13 protein-coding genes are annotated in these 20,102 nt (G+C 47.4%); 5 read left to right on the top strand and 8 right to left on the bottom strand.

What is annotated here, in order from left to right; translation table 11 throughout:
* Window positions 1–175: 175 nt before the first annotated feature.
* Window positions 176–1,348 (bottom strand): aminotransferase class I/II-fold pyridoxal phosphate-dependent enzyme, encoded by a 1,173-nt coding sequence (locus QF049_RS00235; protein WP_307534007.1) that lies wholly within the window; start codon window positions 1,346–1,348, stop codon window positions 176–178.
* A gap of 94 nt (window positions 1,349–1,442) precedes the next feature.
* Window positions 1,443–3,515, bottom strand: coding sequence for a methyl-accepting chemotaxis protein (locus QF049_RS00240; protein WP_307534009.1), 2,073 nt, complete (start codon window positions 3,513–3,515; stop codon window positions 1,443–1,445).
* 257 nt (window positions 3,516–3,772) lie between these two features.
* Between QF049_RS00240 and QF049_RS00245 the strand changes: the two genes are divergently transcribed.
* Complete coding sequence (locus QF049_RS00245) at window positions 3,773–4,801, top strand: leucine-rich repeat domain-containing protein (protein WP_307534011.1); 1,029 nt, start codon at window positions 3,773–3,775, stop codon at window positions 4,799–4,801.
* Window positions 4,802–4,880: 79 nt separating this feature from the next.
* Here QF049_RS00245 and QF049_RS00250 read toward each other — a convergent pair whose 3' ends face one another.
* The 3 genes from QF049_RS00250 to QF049_RS00260 all read right to left on the bottom strand — a co-directional run bounded on the left by QF049_RS00250 (window position 4,881) and on the right by QF049_RS00260 (window position 11,365).
* Window positions 4,881–5,600: an SDR family NAD(P)-dependent oxidoreductase gene (locus tag QF049_RS00250; RefSeq protein WP_307534013.1), complete on the bottom strand. Its 720-nt coding sequence runs from the start codon at window positions 5,598–5,600 to the stop codon at window positions 4,881–4,883.
* Between the two features lie 175 nt (window positions 5,601–5,775).
* Window positions 5,776–10,746, bottom strand: coding sequence for a discoidin domain-containing protein (locus QF049_RS00255; RefSeq protein ID WP_307534015.1), 4,971 nt, complete (start codon window positions 10,744–10,746; stop codon window positions 5,776–5,778).
* Window positions 10,747–11,002: 256 nt separating this feature from the next.
* Window positions 11,003–11,365, bottom strand: coding sequence for a winged helix-turn-helix transcriptional regulator (locus tag QF049_RS00260; RefSeq protein WP_307534018.1), 363 nt, complete (start codon window positions 11,363–11,365; stop codon window positions 11,003–11,005).
* 204 nt (window positions 11,366–11,569) lie between these two features.
* Between QF049_RS00260 and QF049_RS00265 the strand changes: the two genes are divergently transcribed.
* A complete protein-coding gene (locus QF049_RS00265; RefSeq protein ID WP_192133672.1) occupies window positions 11,570–12,106 on the top strand; it encodes an NAD(P)H-dependent oxidoreductase in 537 nt (178 codons plus the stop codon).
* Window positions 12,107–12,222: 116 nt separating this feature from the next.
* Here the strand turns inward: QF049_RS00265 and QF049_RS00270 are convergent, their stop codons facing one another.
* The gene (locus QF049_RS00270) at window positions 12,223–14,286 is read right to left on the bottom strand and encodes a beta-xylosidase family glycoside hydrolase (protein ID WP_307534020.1); all 2,064 of its coding nucleotides are present in this window, start codon (window positions 14,284–14,286) and stop codon (window positions 12,223–12,225) included.
* A gap of 33 nt (window positions 14,287–14,319) precedes the next feature.
* Window positions 14,320–16,254 carry a carbohydrate-binding protein gene (locus QF049_RS00275; RefSeq protein ID WP_307534022.1) on the bottom strand — a complete coding sequence of 645 codons (1,935 nt, stop codon included), beginning with the start codon at window positions 16,252–16,254 and terminating at the stop codon, window positions 14,320–14,322.
* Window positions 16,255–17,157: 903 nt separating this feature from the next.
* Between QF049_RS00275 and QF049_RS00280 the strand changes: the two genes are divergently transcribed.
* Both QF049_RS00280 and QF049_RS00285 read left to right on the top strand, forming a co-directional pair.
* On the top strand, window positions 17,158–17,517 hold the full coding sequence (locus QF049_RS00280; RefSeq protein ID WP_307534024.1) for a hypothetical protein: 360 nt from the start codon (window positions 17,158–17,160) through the stop codon (window positions 17,515–17,517).
* A 164-nt stretch (window positions 17,518–17,681) separates the two neighbouring features.
* The gene (locus tag QF049_RS00285; protein ID WP_373428188.1) at window positions 17,682–18,515 is read left to right on the top strand and encodes an exosporium glycoprotein BclB-related protein; all 834 of its coding nucleotides are present in this window, start codon (window positions 17,682–17,684) and stop codon (window positions 18,513–18,515) included.
* 698 nt (window positions 18,516–19,213) lie between these two features.
* On the opposite strand, the gene QF049_RS00290 is transcribed toward QF049_RS00285, so the two are convergent.
* Window positions 19,214–19,567: a DoxX family protein gene (locus QF049_RS00290; RefSeq protein WP_307534026.1), complete on the bottom strand. Its 354-nt coding sequence runs from the start codon at window positions 19,565–19,567 to the stop codon at window positions 19,214–19,216.
* 139 nt (window positions 19,568–19,706) lie between these two features.
* Here QF049_RS00290 and QF049_RS00295 point away from each other — a divergent pair, with 139 nt between their 5' ends.
* Window positions 19,707–20,090: a winged helix-turn-helix transcriptional regulator gene (locus QF049_RS00295; protein WP_307534028.1), complete on the top strand. Its 384-nt coding sequence runs from the start codon at window positions 19,707–19,709 to the stop codon at window positions 20,088–20,090.
* Window positions 20,091–20,102 lie beyond the last annotated feature (12 nt).

Here is a 20,102-nt window from a genome sequence, read left to right on the forward strand (position 1 = left end):
CTTGGCACCATTCCGCCGCGAGCTTAAATCACCCAATGAATGTCTACTCCCGCACCAAATGACAAAATCCCCTCACGTCTACAAGAAGTAGAGATCACGTTATCAACCGTGATACTTTTACTCCCTGTGAACCTTGAGGGGATTTTTGCTTGAGCACATTCGAATCGTACTCCCGTTAGCTGGATTTCAGAATCCCGCTGTCATCGACGGATTGTACCGCTTGTTGCAATATTTCATTATCCTGAACGAGGGCGAAGCGCACATACCCTTCACCTGAAGGGCCAAAGGCACTCCCTGGCGTTGCGATGACTCCTGCATGTGTAACCAGATCCATGGCAAATTGTTCCGAGCTGTCGTAGTGCGCCGGAATCCGGCTCCAGACGAACATCGTTGCTTCAGGTTTGGTAATCGGCCAACCCAGACTGCTGAAGCCCTCACAGAGGATGTCTCTACGCTGTTCATAAATAGCTCTGACCCGTTCAACCTCGGATTGATCACCGGTAATGGCGGCAATTGCTGCTTTTTGGATCGGTAGGAACATCCCGTAATCCATATTGGATTTTAGCTTTTTCAGCATGGAGACCATGGTTGTATTGCCCACACAGAAGCCGATTCGAGCTCCTGCCAGTCCGTACGTTTTTGACAGGGAATTGAATTCCACACCGACGTCCATGGCGCCAGGGAACGCAAGGAAGCTTCCACATGACTTTCCGTCAAATACGAGTTCACTGTACGCATTATCGTGGAGCACGATAATATCATACTTCTTGGCAAAGGCAATCAGGTCAAGATAGAACTGATCCGGTGCCATCGCAGTTGTTGGATTGTTGGGATAGGAGACCAGCATGAATTTCGCTCGATGAGCGATATCTTCCGGTATATCCTGAAGCTGAATAACATACCCGTTTTCTTCTTTTTGCGGCATATAATACAGTTCTGCACCTGCCAGTAACGGTCCATCCGCGAAGACGGGATAGCAGGGGTCGGGGACCAGCACCAGATCACCTTCATCAACAATGGAGAGGGATATATGTGCCAGCCCTTCCTGTGAACCGAGCAAGGAACAGATCTGTGTTCTCGGGTCTAACTCGACCTGATAGCGCTGCTTGTACCAATCGCTTGTAGCTTGCAGCAACTCACTCTGATCATTCACTGCATATATATAATTAGCCGGATCAGCTGCGGCCTCACATAGTGCAGTTATAATATGCTGCGCAGGTGGGATATTCGGCGTACCCACACTGAGATCAATAACCGGCTGTCCGTTCTCCAGTCTGCGGCGTTTGATCTCCAGCAACCGGGTGAAAATTCCTTCGTTGAAATGATCCATTCGTTTGGCAAAGTTCATGATGATGATTCAGCCTCCAATCCTCTTCGTACGCATATTCATTAATAATAAATGGACAGCGACTAAAAGAGAAGAGCAGGTGAAAGCTTGCGGATCATGACTTTACTTTAAACTGGCTTAATTCGTCTTGCAGTTTGCCAGATAGCTGGTTCAACTGTTTTGACAGATCCGCTACCTGTTCGATACTATCCAGCTGCTCCTGCGTGCTGGCGCTTACTTCTTCCGTCGATGCCGAGTTCTCCTCAGTGGTAGAAGAGATAATCTCCAGTGCCTGGAATATCTCATCTTTGTGTTTGTGTACATTGGAGGTATTGTTGGTAATCTGCATCATACGCTGCTGTAGATCTTTTAGGTCTTTGTTAATACTAAAGAATACATGTTTGGTATCTTCTACGGATTTGGCATTCTCCTCCGCAATCTTCATACCGCGCATGGTATGTTCAACCGACAGGGTTGTTTTCTCTTCAATAACATTTACCTTTTTGTTGATTTCCTCTGTTGCCTGAGCCGTCTGTTCTGCAAGTTTGCGGACCTCTTCGGCAACGACGGCAAATCCTCTTCCATGTTCGCCAGCACGTGCAGCTTCAATGGAGGCATTCAGTGCGAGCAGGTTCGTCTGAGAGGCAATCTGTTTGACTGTATCCACAAAACTGGATATTTCATTCCGACTCAGGTCAATCTCCTGGATAATAGAGGACATTGCTTGGGTGGACTGATGGTTTTCCTCGGACCATTTCGATAATTGTTCCACGACCGCAAGTCCTTGGCTGCTCTGATCAGCAGATGTCTGCACGACCGTTCCCATAGCCTGCGCATCGGTAGCAATTTCATCGATTTGGCTGGATAAAGAGCCTGTTTTTCGTAAAATATTTTCCGTTTCGATGGACTGATAATTCGTTGCATTGGCAATTTCGTTGATGGCTGTTGATGTGTCATTCATGGTCACAGCTGTTCGAGAGGAGATGGCTTGCAGATCATTCGACGACTGGTTCAGGATTTGCGCCGAGCTGCCGACCATTTGCAGCATGACCTGAATTTTCTGTACCATGGAATTCAAGCCTGTAGCGATCTGTCCAATTTCATTATTAGATTTGATATCCAGTTGGACAGTCAGATCACCTTGTTCAATCTGTTTAATCTTAGCCAGCAGCTGTGGTATGGAGCGTAACAGACGGCGAAGGGTAATGTAACAGATAATTACAAGCAGAAGGGTAGCTGCAGCAAAACCGCCAAGCGTAATCCACGTGAACGTTTTTAATTCCGCGAGAACTTCTTCTTCGGATATGGTCAGACCAACGGACCATCCCGTATCCTTGCTGGTAGCGTAGCCGATATAACGACGTTCCCCATTGTCGTTCATAAGCTGTACGCCGTTTTCACCGGCAAGCATTTTCTTGCCGATGTCCCCCATGTCCCCCGTACTGTCCAGGATGTTCTCCTTCAAAACCTTCTCTTGATCCGGATGGTACAGAATTTCCCCGCTCTTGGACAGCAACATGGAATAGCCCGTGCTTCCAAGGGAATAACTCTCCATAATCGCCGGAATATCCTTAAATGCAATATCCGCTGCGGCAAAGCCGATCGTGTTGTTGTCGTCTTTGATCGGATAAAAGATACCCATAAGTACATTGCCTGCTGCAATATCAATGTACGGATCGGAGAAATAAAGTCCGTCTGCGGTGGTAACCGGCTTGTAGTATGGACGTGACTGGATATCAAAGTCCGGTGCAGATACGACACCATCATTTTGAATCCAAAAGCCTTTTCCATCCAGACCCGCGACCCAGGCATCGGCAAACGAAGGCTCTGCCTTAACGATAGCGGCCAGTGTTGCTTGTGTATCCGCAGCGTAGGTAGAACTTGCCGCATCCGCAGCAGATGCTGTTGTTTTTATGTATTGCTGAAATAATGTGTTGGTGGACATTTGCTTGACCAGTGCACCTTTTTCCTTGAATAGTGCATCAAATTCACTAACAATGGCTTGTGTCTTGGTCTGGAGCATGGATTCCTGCTGTTTCACCAGAATGTTTCGTGTGCTTGCAAACATAAATGTTCCCAGCACGGCAAAGACAACTACGATAATGATCAGCAGCACAATGGACAACGTATTTGCCATACTGGATGTCCGTGCTCCCGGTTTCCCCCACTTGTTCAACATGTTCGACATATTCCATCTCCCCAGATGAGTAATAAAAGCTTAAAACGCCTTAGTTATATGTCGGTATAAGTTATAGTTTTATGTAGATTGCTGTCGAATAATCCTGAAAGCGACGGAAAGGAAAGGCATGAGTATGAGAAGGATGAAAGGGGAGGGATGAAAAAAGAGGAAAGGAATGAAAAAACGGGGATCGGTGGTGGTTCATCCAGGCGATCTTGTTTATAATGGAATGAATTGGAACTATGGATGGAAAAGGGGGATTATCTGTGAGTGAGTTATGGCATGCTTCAATACAGGTGGCTCCATGGAATGCCGAAAAGGTGCACCAGGCGGTGCATCTGTTGCGCCGCAGAGCAACGGTTCATTTTCGCGTTGGCGCGGATACACACGAGGACCTTGCCGAGCTCGATGCCAAAGTATTCTTTGCCCGGCCGGATCTGATCCTACACATATCACATATGGACCCTAAAGGGGTATATTCATCCGGATTTTTGGGGCGACTGGCACAGTTGAAACATGTGTCTGCCTTGCAGCTTGATCTTTCGCAGGCACAGGATTTGACGATACTGGGTGCGATGGAGCAACTGCAGTTTCTAAGATTGAATTCACCTGCAAAGGCGACTGGGCTCGATTTTATTAAACACTACAAACGATTGACCTTTCTTGAACTGCGTGGCAAATTCAACGGATTTGCTTCCATTGCGGCATGCCTCCAACTGCATACGCTCATTCTGAACTGCACGGTCGAAAGTGCTGATGTGTTGGCGGAACTGCCCATGCTTCAGTATCTATCCCTGGATCACTGTGAGTTAAAAGGGGGATTGGATGTATTGACACAGTCGACCATCTCGATGTTGAAGCTCAGCTCTGTTCGCAAACTGATAAGCATTCAGGGACTCGAACAGATGCGCGGGCTGGAATATCTGCATCTGTCCTTGCCCAAGCTGGAGCATTTATGCGACTTTTCCCATCTGACCTCTCTCAGACAGCTCGAACTGGACTATATGAAATCGTTACGGGATACCAAACATCTATGGACAGCCCGTGCTTTGGAGTCTATTGAACTGAAAGAGGTTAATACGGCGCTCAAGGCGGATTCATTTGCTGGACTGACCGGGCTGGAGCATTTGCGCCAAATCGATTTTCGTTTTATTGATGTTAACAAAGGACGAATTGCAGCTATGCGTGATCACCTGGACAAGGCCGGAAAATCCCATTTGTTATATGAAAATATCCCTGAGCATGAACGCCTGAATTCTATAGGTATTGCGCACTTATCGCATGTATTAATGTAAACGGGCTTCTGTCCAGCGTGTGTATACAGAGCGCAATCCGGTGAACGGACCGTTTGAGGCGTGTAGATGTCATTGCTATCTAGGTGTTCGTATCCGTTAATGCAGGCATGTTGATCTCTTTCACGCAGGCCGCTTTGGACAAGCTGATGATACATCGAACGATGGTAACCATATCCTGCAGGGGAATGCGGGTCCCGTCATACTCGGCCAGTGCACGTTCCATCCCGTCTTCATACGGAATTTCTGCCGCCAGTTCTCCCGGGTTGATGCATGTCACCGCGATGCGGTCATTCCTCGTATGCTCTCTTAGAGCTTCCGTAATACCCCGTATGGCAAATTTGGAGGCGACAAAAGAAACCTGGCTGCTGCCTGCATTGCTCAAACCGGCTGTTGAACCGATCAGGATGATCTTCCCTGCTTCAGACTGGCGGAGCTGAGGCAGTAAAGCCTGTATACATACAATCGTAGAAGTCACATTCACATGGATCAGCTGACTGATATCTGCGGGTTCATCCTTATCAAACGTGTAGTGCTCTTCAAACCCTTCCTTTTCCCAGATTCCCACGTTATAAATAAGCACATCCAACGTCTCGCCTTGAAGCTGGCTGGCAATATGCTCCGCGGCTTGAAGCTCGGAAAGATCGGCCTGAATCCATATTCGCTGGACGCCATCCTCCACGGTCAGACTTTCAGGCTTGCTGCGGGACACCACCCAGACCTTATCACCGGATTGTGGCACACCTCTGACAAATGCATCGCCTAATCCCTTGCTTGCACCAAAGACAATTATATTTTTCAAATAAAGCCCTCCTTATCGATTAGAAATTAATAATTTTTACATTAATCTATATCTTACTATAGAGGTGATACATGGAACATGAAGTTTGAATGAGGTATGCTTCATCCTTGTCAAAGAAAAACCACCCCTGCCCCGCAAGGACGGGAGAGAGATGGTTGGAGAGATCATGATGACATTAATGGTAAAGTTTTAACTCGGCGATGGACCACCACCACTCGGGAGTGTCCGCCGTCAAAGCAATTTTGATGTATCGCGCCGTTTGTTTAGAGAACGTTTGTGAGATGGCAGGTCCTGTTCCCAGGGCTTCCGTAACCCCATCCCAATGTTCGCCATCATCAGAAGTGTAGAACTGGAAACTGCGAGCATAATCGTTACTGCTGCTGCCCGAATTCATGGTCAAGCGGCTGAAGCTCTGCTTGCTTCCCAGATCAATCTGGACCCATTGATTGGCAAGTTGACCAGATGAAGAGGTCCAGCGTGAATTCAGATCGTCGTCCAGCATTGCCGCAACATCTTCAGTGGTGGAGGCAGTCGCTGTCCATGATGTCCGATCCAGTTCAGCAGGTAGCAGATGATCCTGTTCCCCGGATATCCAGGGTGTCTGATCAGCGGTATAGACCTCGAATTCAGCCACGGACCACCAATGAGAATCAATACCCGTCTGTACGACCTTAATATAACGTGCTTCATGCGATGCAAAGGGGATAGAAACCAGCGGATCTGATCCTTCACCCGAAGCCAGGGCATCTCCCCAATGCTCTCCATCCAGGGAGGTATATACTTCATAACCGCGAGCAAAGTCTTCCCGGCTGTGCGCGCTGTCCAGCACAATCCGATTCACTGGCTGCGAGGCTCCCAGATCAATCTGAATCCATTCACCGCCTGTTTGAGTCTGACCGGAGGTCCAGCGTGTTTGGTCCGAGCCGTCGAGTATAGCCGCTGCATCGTCTCCGGTGGAAGTGATCACGGACCAGCCGTCAGGCAGCAACCGCTTTTGTTTGCCCGTTCCATTATGATGAATAAACAACTCGGAGATAGACCACCATTGATCGGAATCCCCGATCTGTACCACCTTCACATAACGTGCCTGCTGTTCAGGGAAGGTGATGGACATGTGTCCAGGCGTGCCTTCGCCGCCTTCAATGGACGTGCCCCAGTGTTCACCGTCATCCGAGACATAAATCCGATACTGTCTCGGATAGTCTTCTTTCGCATGACCCGGGTCCAATTCTATGGCATCGAAAGAACTCTTTTGGCCGAGGTCAATGGTAATCCATTGTCCTTCGATTTGTTTCCTCCCATTGGTCCATAGAGTATCTGAACTGCCATCCAGCATGTTGGCTGTCACATCTGCTCCTTGAGTAGAGGAGGCGGTTACGATCCATGAAGAGCGATCTGGAAGCGGTACGGGCTGTGGGAACTCCGGTGTTGCTTCAAGTTTGCCAAATCGGGCAAGCTTGAGTTCAGAGATAGACCACCAGCTATCTGCAGAGGAAGTTAATACAATCTTGACATAACGGGCGGTTTGCATGCCCAATTCCACGGACAAACTTGGAGATGTTCCAGCGCTCTCTGCGACAGGCTGGCCCCAGTTCTCGTTATCTTTGGATACGTAGATTTCGTACCCGTGAGCATAATCACCGCCGTTGTTGCCGGAGTTCATGAATACCGTATCCATAAACTGTTCGCTCCCCAGATCGATATGCAGCCAATCGCCGGGCTGCTGGAGCTGTCCGGATGACCAGCGTGTAGTCAGATCACCGTCGACCATGCGCTCTACCGGCTCTGAACTGGAGGATGCCGTAATGGTCCATTGGCTCCGATCGAGATAGACTACACCCTGAGAGGCATCCGGCTGTTTAACGACGGAATGTTCCAGCGGGTTAACCTTTACTTGCGCTTTGGCATACACGGTAGCCGAACCCAAAGCGCCATGGGCATTGTAGAAATGAACTTTTTTGACAGTGTCGGACGGATTCCAGATTTGCGCTGTATAGACGCCGTCTTTTTCATACACGGTTGCTGCCGGATCATCTGCCCATATATCCATCGTGCGTGTTCCCGTAGAAGCCATGCTGTGCATGAACCAGTACGCGTTAAAGACTTCATTTTGCTGCATTTCGCTCGTATTCCATTTGGCTAGAGCACCTTGCGGGTCTCCAATGGACTGGAACGGCCAGATAATATGCTGCCATGTGCGCTCCTGCTGACCACCCAGGTCCTTAATGAGACCATTGTAGAGAGCCTTAGTATTCTGCGGATCACGTCCATAATAGGTCATCCATTCCGCTGGCGGCAGCCAGTGAATACCGTAAATATGCTCCGCCTCATTAGAGAAGTACGTTCCATACAGGTAGGCACTGCCGTACACATGACCTACCGTAGCGTGTTGGTAATCCTCCAGCCAGTTATCCCCGTCATAGTTAAACCAGTATTGCTCGGCAGCCTTCTCTTCGGTCATGAAGCCCCAGATCCCGGTGTCGCGATAGGCTTTGTTGCCTGTCACCTCACCCCACATATATTGGCCGACCCAACTAAAGAGGGCTTCACCTGCGGCCTCCTGGTTATTCCCGCTGCGATTATCGGCGTAACCACCTGCCCAGGAGTGACCTGCGTACGGATCAAAATTGCGAAGCCATGGAAACTGATCATCTGTCCGTGAAGGATTGGCATAGTCCCGAATCAGAAGCTCAACCATGTCGCCGTAATCTTGCAAGAATGTTTTGTCATATGTGGCCAGTACAGCCGATGCAAAAACGTAATAACCGTAGGTAAAATGATGATCTGTCAATCCGGTATTAACACCGTATCCGCTACCGTAAGGGAAGATGGTTCCCCATTCATCCGAATAATAAAAATAATACGAGTGCAAAGGTTCGTCCGGCGAATAGGTATACCAATCTGTCAAAATGGTTCGAAGCAGGGAGAGATAGTGGTCTCGTCGTACCGTATCTCCTATCTGGTCGCTGATGAGTACACCCAGCGCAAGCGGATGAAGCTTTTTCCCTTGCCAGTAAGGATCCTCGCTCATCAGATTGCCTGCCGTATCCGCATCAAGCTGATCCAGATAGCTGATTAATTGTGCACGCGAGTAGGTTGGATCATCCGGCTCTACAAATTGCGGGATAATGCCATAGAATCGATCCTGTGTCGTAAACGTATTGCCTTCACTTACTTTCATCATGCCGCGAATGGAAGAATAAGCAAGCTCCGTTACCGGAGTAGTCGCCAGTTTCCATTGGTGCGGGAACAAGGCCATCAGTGTCTCGGAGGAATAGCCTGCCCGCTTCGTCTGGGTTACCGAGTTGAAGGTAGTCGTTACCATTGAAGTGCTCTCATTATAATTGTAGTCCACTTTTGTATCGGTAACAAAGGCGTAGGCATGCCGGTAATAATAAGACAGTTCTTCCGCGGACGGCAGGGTAGCCAGAGACAGATAGTTTTCGCTCTGGCCCAGCTTGATCTTGAGCGTATTGCCAAGTTTCATAAATACGGTTCCTTCAGGTGCAAAAATCCCGTAATTTCTTTTAAAGGTCTGAGGCGTGGGCGCTCTGTCCTGATTGGTTATTTCAACGCCGATATGATCGGCCGTTAGCAATTCTCCATCCTTCAGAACAATTTCACGGTTCTGATCATCGAAGAGACGTGTGATGTTGGGAGAACGAACAATAATGGTATCCGGGTTATCGAAGGTGTTGTACAGGAAAGGGGAACCTTTTACAAACGTGGTATTCATTTTGGCTGTGTCATCATCGCTCATGATGATCGTTGCGGAATAATCCCCATATCCCGCCACCTTGGTATTTACCTCCGCCGGGTTCATATTGCTGGTGCTCATGATCAGATCCGGTTCACCGTCAGCGTCCATAGAACCGCCATCAGCCGAAACATAACCAGCTCCGGGATTCAGAAGTTGAAGTCCTTGTTTGGTATATCTGCTTTTGAGCGGGAGTGTGACCAGACTGTTGCCATCCCCCAGATCGGATACAAGAATAGACTGCCACCAGTCATTGGAAGGGAGGGGCGCTGTGATGTCAGCCGTGCGATTTTTCGGGTTTTTCGGCTGCAGCATGGTGATGTCATTTACAGCGTAACTGCCGGAACCCACCTGTACCGAGGACGGTTCAGGGATATTCGGAATTGTATGCACAGGTTTGGCATCGCCTTCGATATACTCGTAGACGTCAAATGCGTACAGGGAGTATCCGTTGGTTGTTCCTCTGCCAAGTCCGGCCAATTTTACATACCGTGCTTCGGCGTATACCGGAATCTCATCCCGTCCACCGTCGCTGTGCAGCTCCCGGTATAATGTAGTCCACTGGTCTGCATCATTTGATACTTGAATATCGTATGCACGTCCAAAAGCGTTCTCCCATTGTAGGGATACGTTCCCGATTTCCCGGATTAGTCCAAGGTCTACAACAATCCATTCCTGATCCTTGTAGATGGAAGACCAGCGTGTATCCGGACGGCCATCCGTTACATTCCTGGCTTCGTAATTCCCTTTTTCCATTTTGGCTTTATCCTCGGCTGAACGGCTGGGCTCATCAATTTCTTCCGAAGACGCTGTAACCGGTTGTCCTAGTGCAAGGTTCATTGCTACTGGTTTGGGAGGTGGATTTGCTCCGCCCGTCCCGTATACATTGAATTCGTATACAGAGACGCCATAGGCTGGCTGTGCTCTTTGATGACTGAACAAGCGCACATATCGTGCCTCCGCTGTGACCTCAATTTCTGTCAGGCCGCCTTGCCCCTTCGTTGTGGAGTAAACAGACTGCCAGTTAACCTCGTCGTTGGATACTTCCAGATCAAAGGTGGAAGCATAGGCATTTTCCCACTGGATGGAGATGCCCGAGATGGAGGCCACCGCGCCTAAGTCAACATAGATCCACTGCGGATCTTGCTGCCATATACTTTCCCAGCGGCTGTTTTTGTTGCCGTCAACCACATGATCTGCCGTATTGCCGCCCAGAGATGAGGAACTGTACACAGGCCGGTTCAGGGATAACAGATGATGTTCCTCATCTGCGGCGTGCACTTTTGAGACCGGCCACAGCGGGATGCTGCTAATCAACAACAGAACAGATAACAGCAAGTTCATGTAGATGTTGCGTGTTTTTCCTTTTTGACTCGTTCGTACCTTCATATGACTACTCCTTTGTTAGCCCTTGCCATCTCACCAGACAGAGCTTCTCTTCTTTCTCTTACTCGCTACCGTATGTATCATTCTGTTCTCCCATGTTGCATTTGTGAGATGTGAATCCAATGCTCAACACGGGATATTCAGGTGTCCCATTTTGTATATCGATCATTTTGTCTGGAATATAAAGGTTTTTTAATCGTTTTCGTGGAAAAAGAGACATATGTCCTACATAATGTATGGAGGATGTGCAACTGTGAAATCAAGATTCGGAATCGTTGTTCTCCAACAATACGATATCTTCGCCACGTTGTTGTCTGAGAGCAATATTGTCCCTCCCCCAAGCACACATGACATCCACGATGGTATTGGCGGTAACGCCATACTCTGTAAGTCCGTATTCCACTTTGGGAGGCATCTGCTGGTAGACATGTCTGGTGACAAGGCCGTCCCGCTCCAGCTCGCGTAATTGTTGAATCAGTACTTTTTGTGAAATGCCGGGGATGCTGCGCCCTAATTCGCCCGTTCTCTTTACTCCAGACATCAATAAACAGATGATCAGCGCCTTCCACTTGCCACCTATGATTTCGAGCGTCGCTTCAATGCCCAGATTGTATTGTTTCATCCTGATTCACCTCAAGTTAAATTTTACGTGTTATATAGGGTGTAACTATTTATTTTCTCATGGTTCTGACACGGAAGTCCATACACACTTTGAGGTAACCATCTTACTTCATTGTGTGTATTTTCTTTTGACTGGATGTGACTGATAATGGTCCATATTCAAGTAAAGAAACCAACACCCTGGATGGGAAGAAAGGAACTTATGATGAAAACACTTGTTATTCTGGCACATCCCGATATGGAAAGTTCGAGAGTCAATCGTCGCTGGAAGGAGGAGTTGCTGCAGTATACAGATAATATTGCTCTTCACGAATTATATACGACCTACCCCGATTGGAAGATTGATGTATCCCGAGAACAAGAGTTGCTGGAGACGCATGATCATATCATGTTGCAGTTCCCGTTATATTGGTACAGTTACCCACCGCTGTTGAAAAAATGGTTTGATGACGTGTTCACTCATGGATGGGCGTACGGATCGAAAGGAAATCGATTGAAGGGAAAGCGGATGGGTCTGGCGATGTCCATAGGGGATAAGCAGGAGAACTATGCGAAAGATGGTTCTATCGGTTACAGCGTAGAGGAACTTGTTGCACCTTTCGTAGCAAGCATGAATCATATAGGGGTTCAGGCGTTGCCGCATTATGCAGTCTACGGTGCCTCGTTCCAGGCTACGGATGAAGAGATTAACCGAAGTGCTGAAGAATACATGCGTTATATAAAACAGTTCCGGGATTTTTAAAAGTTAAAAGCTGAAACTCTTCATAAGAAATGTACTGAAAAGGACCTGGCTCCACACATGGTGAAGTCCAGGTCCTGATTAATAACCGAAAAATTAATAACCCAATAAAACCACATTTATTCTACGCGAAAATAATCAAAATCTGCATATCCTCCGGTAGACTTCGTTGCATAATTGAATAGTGCAAACCGGTATCCCATAAAGTGTGGCAGGGTGTAAGACATTTGAAGTGTATTGCCAATGGTTGTCCAGTTGCTGCCATTCAGGCTATAAGCAAAGTAGGCTTTGTCGGTTTGGTTCGTAAAATCACAGATGACGCGGAGATAGATTCTGTTCTGGTTTAATGGCACAGTTGCTACTTCAGTCATGGTGCCGGAACTGGCATTAGCCATAACGATGGATTTGGTGCTGCCCGTCATTTTTACGCCGACAAAACCATATTTGGCCTGAAAAGCAGCGAGTCCAGCATAATCACCATCCTTCATGCCTGCTGTATCCAAAGCGGTCATCCCCGTACTTTTTGGACCAAAGGTTCGTTGTGTCAGCGTGTTGCGGGCTTCTAACAGGTTTTTGCTGATTTTGCCTGCAGTTAACCGCATAAAACCGGGCCGCTGGAGCAGGGACCAGTTGGCAGTATCAGGGTTATGATTCCACTGCCAGTATGGAGCCAGACTGGATGTGCCGGTAGATGAATTGCTCGTCAGGGAGACGTCATCCACATAAAACGCCATCAGATCATTGGTAGGGTCCGGATTCGAGTTATACGGTGTTTCCACAAAAATAAAGCTTTGGGATAGGTCTGCATTCGACGGAACGGTATACGTACCTTGAATGGTACCCCACTGTCCGCGGGTAAGCGTCGCACTGCCCATAATGGTAATTCCGGTATAACTTGCACCATTCTGGATGCTAAGATTGAACGTTTTGGTTGCAGGACCAGTAGTGTATTTGATCTTTGCCGAAAAAGAGTACGTTCCTCCAGGTATCAGCTTGCCTGTAACCATCTGTTTGGCTCCGCCTGCTGTCTGCTGTCTGCCGCTGACGAGCAGGCTTTTGGTACCGCTGAACGCTTCGGCATTTGTTACGGTGATGTTCGCCGTATTGTTGCTGGTCCAGGGCTGAATGCTGCTCTCCTCAAAGCCGCCGTTCACTAACAGTTGCGTTACTGAGGGTGTGCCTGATGTGGTTGCGTTGAACTCATCGGACCCGTAGATTTTGGCAGCAGGCTGACCTTCAACGGGCATATTCATGTTAAGGGGAACCTTGCCGTTCACCCCAAACACAGGCCAGTTATCCGACCACGTCACTGGAACGAGATAGGGGATGCGTCCAATGGCCCCGCTATCACGAAACAGCAAGCCGTACCAAGCGCCGGATGCGGTATCCACGATGCCTCCTTGGGCGATTCCCGAGTCTCTGAGTACAACTTTACCTGTGTATGGACCTGTCAATGTGTTTGCACGATAGGCAAGCTGAATGCGACCATCACCCGAAGGCCAGGCAATCAGGAATACATAGTACATACCATTGATCTTCTGAATGTGTGCTCCTTCTGCCTTTACAATCATGTTGGAGCCGGCAACACTGCTTGCGTTTGGAATCAGGACCTGATTGAGTCCGCCGGACTTGACGGCCTTGGCATCAGGCGTCAGCTCAACGATACTGATGTTATCACTGCCATGAACAAGAAAGGTTCGATTCCCGTCAAACAAAAGGGAGGGGTCATGGTAATAACTGTTCAATGTGTAAGGTGTCCATGGCCCTGTTTCAATATTGCTGGTCTGGTAAATATACGTCTTGCCCGTGGAAAGCGAGCCAAAGGCCACATAATATATACCGTTGTTGTACCGCAAGCTGCTCGCCCAGGAACCACGCCCATACTCGTTTTGTCCATTGTTCAGGTTCTGTATATCCCCGTTTCCAAGCGTATCGTATACATAGTTTACGATGCTCCAGTTGACCAGATCATAAGACTTCATGACCGGGACTCCCGGATTCATATGCATCGTTGTACTTGTCATATAAAATGCATTGCCCACCCGAATGACGTCACTGTCAGGAACATCCGCGTAAATAACCGGATTGCTGAACGTTGCGGCTGAAGCTGCCGGACTTGTCAAAGGGAATGATGTTATAAGCAAAGGAATAGCGAGTAGAAGAGCACTGATTTTTTTCCACATATTCTATCCTCCCAATTGATCATGTCCTATGAATTAAAGCGAGTACTCCAGATAATCAATGTAAGCATCCCAAGTGCCATTATCCGTTGTTACGACCAGCTTGATTTCCTGGTTGCCTGTAGCGTGAGTGATGCCGGTGAGGGTTTGAACGGTCGGCTCCGTTCCCGTGAAGTAGAAAGAACCAGCGGTTACACCCCCGATGACCAGATCAACACGGGCTGTATTATTGTTGTTGGAAGCGCCGCGGACAGAGAATTGATGGGTTGGGAATGCAAAATATTGATTGTATGCTGCATAATCATTGTTCCCGTAAAGAGCGACTCCATTAAAAGGAGAACTGATTACGCCAGCGTATTGGCCGCCAAGCGTCATATTCTCGGCTTCGTAACGGGTAACGTTTGGATTTGGATTAGGATTTGGGTTAGGGTTGCCGCCCGAACCGGATGTGAATTGCCAGTAGTCCAGTTTGAACAGATTTCCATTGCCCGAGCCTGTAAACACCAGATACAAACGATGTACCCCTGTAGCGTTGGTAACATTGGTCTCCATCTCGCGCCAAGTTTGCGAACCGCCAGTTGAACTTACGTTAAGTGTTCCAACTAGTGGGCCTGTCGGACTGTCCAGTCGGACCTCGATGTTGCCATTTCCGGTAGAAGCGACATTAGCCTTGAATTTGGAGGCTCCGGCTGAGCCAAAATCAACATTGCCGACCGCGATCCAATCCCCGTTATGAATATTAGTGACATTCTGATTGGCTACAGGTCCACCGCTCGCTTGACTAGGCTCGGTATTAATTCCCGCTTGCCAGCCGATGGTTTCCGCTTCCACCCGGACATACGGGTTGAGGTTAGTGATCTGAGGTACACCTGTCATATTTCCCTGAACCTCCTGGATTGTTCCATCCGCATTATGTGTCAGTTTGTTGATATGTGTGGAGCGGTACCCTTTACCATCACCGAGGAATGCCTTGCTTACCGTTTGTGCATGGTACGCCACATACCATTCGTTGTTGAACTGGAACACGGCATGGTGGTTATTGCCGCCTACGCCGAAGAACGTGCCAGGATTTTTCAGAAAGTGTCCTTTATACGTGAAAGGCCCCATCGGGCTGTCGCTGACCATGTATCCGATCTCACCTTTTGGATATGCAGTGGGATGTGTTCCCGCGAAGTTGATACAGTAGGAGTAATAATATTTGCCGTTATACTTGTGGATGCCGGAATCTTCGAACATATAAGGAGAATCAATAGTCACAGCACTGCCCACCACACTGGTCATGTCGGCACCGAGACGAATGACCCGAGCTGTTTTGGGATTGGCAATGGAAGCAGCATTGGTATCGTTTGGAATACCGCCTCCAGCATACAAGTAAGCAGAGCCATCATCATCGACAAGTACAGCCGGATCAAAGAGCCAGGTTACACCGGACATACCCGGTGTTCCGTGTGTCAGAAGGGCACGTCCGAGCGGGTCGGACCACGGTCCAATGGGGGAATCCGCCGTGAGCACGCCAATACCTCCACCCGAGTTGGCAAAATAAAGGAAAAACTTTTCTTTGCCAGCAATGGTTTTCTTCGCCATGGCAGGAGCCCAGGACTGGGTAGCCCATTTGGCAATCCCTTGTCCATTATTGGCATTATTCGCACCCGCTACCGGGATTGAACCATGGTCTGTCCAGTTCACCATGTCAGCTGAGGAGATGACGTTAATTTTCCCGATCGTGCTGTACTGGTTCTCTCGGACAGAGCCGTCACTGTTGTACAGATATGCATCACCTGTCATGTAGACATAGACCCGATTGTTATGGACGAGCACATAAGGATCGGCTCCTAGTTTATGATCGATGAGGGGATTAGAGTTTCCAGGAAGTTTGGCAACGGCTGCATTGGCTGCATGGCTCGATTCAACGGGCAGGGTGACAAAGATTAGCAGACACGACAACAACAAAACTAGCGGTTTACGAATCATACGTTTCGCCTCCATGAGATTGGATTAGTTGGTGAGCTGAAATTCAGAATAGCAGTGATGATGAAATGCCCAAAACGAAGAGATTTTCCTCATGTCACCCCCTTCTTGAAATAATGGTTAGGTTGGCTGTTAAGTTAAGTCTTCATGTTGTCATATATGGTTTAAGCCAGACCACCTGTGCACCGGGGACATGGTCACGGCAGCAAGGAGAGTGGCTATAACCCGAAGTAAGCCTGCATCTGTGTGTGCAATTAGAAAAGCTATAATCTGTCAGGTTTCTTTTTGTAATCGCTTTCAATAAAATGGGTTAGAACACTGAAATTTGGCGAAGAAAGAGATTTGGTCACGTTTAAATGTAATTATTTTTCATATTTTCTTTTAAATGTTTATTAACTTGACGATATCATATCACAATTTTAAGATAATACAATCTTTTTCTATTTTTAGTAGAGGATGAAGAAGACCATTATTATTCTATGTGTTTAACATTGGGCTTGATGGTAAAACACTATCTCGTATTCTATAAAACTACACTTTCAAGCATAGCTTTACCCGGCCAACAATTAGATATGAGAAAAAGACGTCTTAAGCTACGACCGTTTCCCTGGAATCTACCGGGGGAACGGTCGTTTCGTTTTTTCTGGAATCAATCCTGGTTACATAACAAAATCTACTCTCACTTGCTAACCAACTTTAACATTGCATAATTTCTTCTCTTTGTTGTATATATCCCAGTTTTTGTATACCTAAAGCCCTGAGCGTAGAAGGTTGTTAAGTGATAATGGTGGAGTGCCCCTCTGTTTTGTCCACACCGTCGATTGAGTTTTTGAATATTACTATCAAGTGAGCTTATGCCAAATATTGATAGAGTATGAGGTTCATAAAAAGGTGGGATGGGGAAAAATGTCTATTTTATTAACAGGACCGATTGAAAACAATCCGGTTTCCGGGGTTAGACCGACCCAACAGGTAACGATTAGATTGGTAAGTCGGGCTGAGGTGGATTCTGTAACAGTATCCATTCAGGGGTATGTGCTAAGCACAACAAGAACGCTGTATGTGAGTGAAGTAATCAGTATTGCCCCTAATGAAGCAGCGACCAGAACTTATTTTGCAGATTTAAATGCTTTTGAGTTTGTTTTTGGAACAGATGTGGAAGGCGTGGAGGAAGTAGAGATTTCAGTGTGGGGCAAACAAGCCTCTGGACAATTGGTTGATGCACACCGAGTGGTACAGTCCGAAAAAACAGTTAATAACATCTAGCAGATCAAAATCCCCAAAGAGGAGATTTAGCGATAAGCTTTTTATCAACAGGGCCAATAGAAAATAATGCTGTTAGCGGTGTAAGACCGACTCAGACAGTTACTGTCAGGATTGATAACCGTAGTAATGTCACAGCCTCAACCGTACAAATACAAGGGTATTACATGAGTGGTGGAATGAGGGTCCTGTATGTCAGTGAGTCTTTTGACATCGCACCCAATCAAGTAGTAACCAACAACTATTTTGCGAATCTTGATGCCTTCGAGTTTACTTTTACAACAACAGCGACGGTTAATGATCCTGTTCAAGTATCCGTATGGGGTAAGAGCAGCACAGGCGCATTGGTAACAGCCCATCGTTTGGTTTCTTCCGAGTTGCTGGGTGAAATCCCAAGCGTCACGGGAGTCACAGGTGCAACCGGAGCAACAGGAGCAACAGGCACAACAGGTGCAACCGGGGCTACGAGTGCGACAGGTTCTGGAACAATTATTCCTTATGCATCAGGACTTCCCGTTGTGTTGACTACAGTTTTGGGTGGACTTTTGAATACTTCCAGTTTAGTTGGTTTTGGCAACAGTGCTACCGGAGTAAGTGTTAGCGGAGGAATTATTGATCTCACAGGCGCTGCAGGCACATTGCTTAACTTTGCTTTCTCGGCATCGCGTGCAGGAACGATTACTTCACTGGCCGCTTATTTCAGCATGACAGCCGGACTTAGTTTGGTTGGATCTACAGTAACCTTAACTGCACAATTATTCCGATCCACTACACCTAATAACTCCTTTACAGCTGTACCGGGAGCATTGGTAACCTTGGCTCCTCCACTGACCGGGGTTTTGGCACTGGGGACAATATCCAGCGGAGTGACTACAGGACTGAGTATTCCGGTATCTGCCGGTGACCGCCTGCTTATGGTGTTCTCAGCATCAGTAACAGCCGGAATTGATGTGGCTACAACCGTAGGCGGATATGCAAGCGGAGGTCTTACCATCACTTAACGAAAAATTATATATATCAAGTTGTTAGACAGGGACCCTTGCCAATATGGCGAGAGGTCCCTGTCTATGTGTGTGCACAACTAGGAGAGCATAGCGCTATTGGATCAGATCGAAGGCTTCGTCGGTAAACAGGTATGTATTCTGTCCATGCTTCTTCACATGCAACAATGCTATATATAAGTAGCGTTTTTGTTCTCAAACTCTCTTCAATTGAAAGACAAGAACTATACAAAAACATAAAAGGCGAGGATTGCTCCTCGTCTCGTACATTTCATCATGGTCTACTAAATTTGACTTCGTTTTTTTAGGCTGTCTACTGCACCATTCCAGATGAGTATGTGCTCTTGTACATTCAAGGTTTCTTTCAATAGAGGGTTGTCTTCCTTCTATGAGCTGTTGAAACCAGCCTGTTATGTGGGGAGGTTATTATATAATAATATTAGTGGCTTTTTGCCACTTTCCAAAACATTCCCCGGTAGTACCGGATTCTTCTCATAACTTTCGAGTATAAAGGCGAAAAATGTTTGATGTCATGACCTCTCCATGATCTAAAGCAAATCGCCGAATTCTCCATGTGCATGGTCTTTATTATGGCGGGATGTGGCACACAGGCCGATAGCGGTTCGTTCACCGGAAACCAGGCACCCGAAACATGGGGTTCGTAATGCACAGCGCATCGGTTCGGTTCACCGTTTCCTTTATAGTCTTCCAAATGCTACGATCAACGCAAGAACTATAAAAAAGATATTTACGCCGAGCTCCCGGTACTCTTTACGCCGAATATGAAACAGCATTCCAAGCAGTGTGACAACAGCCAAAGCGATTGCGGCGATGGGTGTAAGCACCGGAGTGATGTTCAGCGCCCAAGGCAAAACTAGGCCAAGCGCTCCTAGTAGCTCCGCGATACCGATCAGAACAACTAGACTTTTTGGCACATCATTGACCCAGGCCCAGGTCTTTTTTGACGACTCGATACGAATGGTTTTCATCCATCCTGAATATACGAAACCTAGTGACAATATGATTTGTACGATCCATAACGTTACATTCATTTTTCTTATCCCCTCACTTGTTCGATTTCAATATCTGCCTCTATACTAAAGTGAGAAGGCCCAATCTGGAAGTAGGCACTTAAACCTAACCAGGTAACCAAAAGTAAACCTTGGCATGATTAGAGAGCGAGGAATAAGAATGACGGTATATTGCAAATTCGGAACTGCCTTGGATATCCTCACAGGTAAATGGAAATCTTTGATTCTTCTACGCCTGCTGAGCAACGGTACAATGCGGTTCAGAGATTTACAAAAAGCCATTCCGGATATTTCGAAAAAGATGCTGACCCAGCAGTTAAAAGAACTGGAGTATCACGATATTGTGCATCGGGAAGTATATGCCCAAATTCCGCCTAAGGTCGAATACTCGATTACTGAGTACGGACAGCTCATGAAACCTGTGCTCCAGACAATGAGCGACTGGGGGGCCGGCCATATGCAGCATATGGAGAAGCTGTACGGCAAAGAAAACGAAAAAGGAGCAAACCCATCCGAACTTCGGAAAATTGATTCCTTGAGGTGATAGGGTAACAAG

The sequence above is a fragment of the Paenibacillus sp. W4I10 genome, assembly GCF_030816325.1.
Classification (GTDB): Bacteria; Bacillota; Bacilli; order Paenibacillales; family Paenibacillaceae; genus Paenibacillus; species Paenibacillus amylolyticus_B.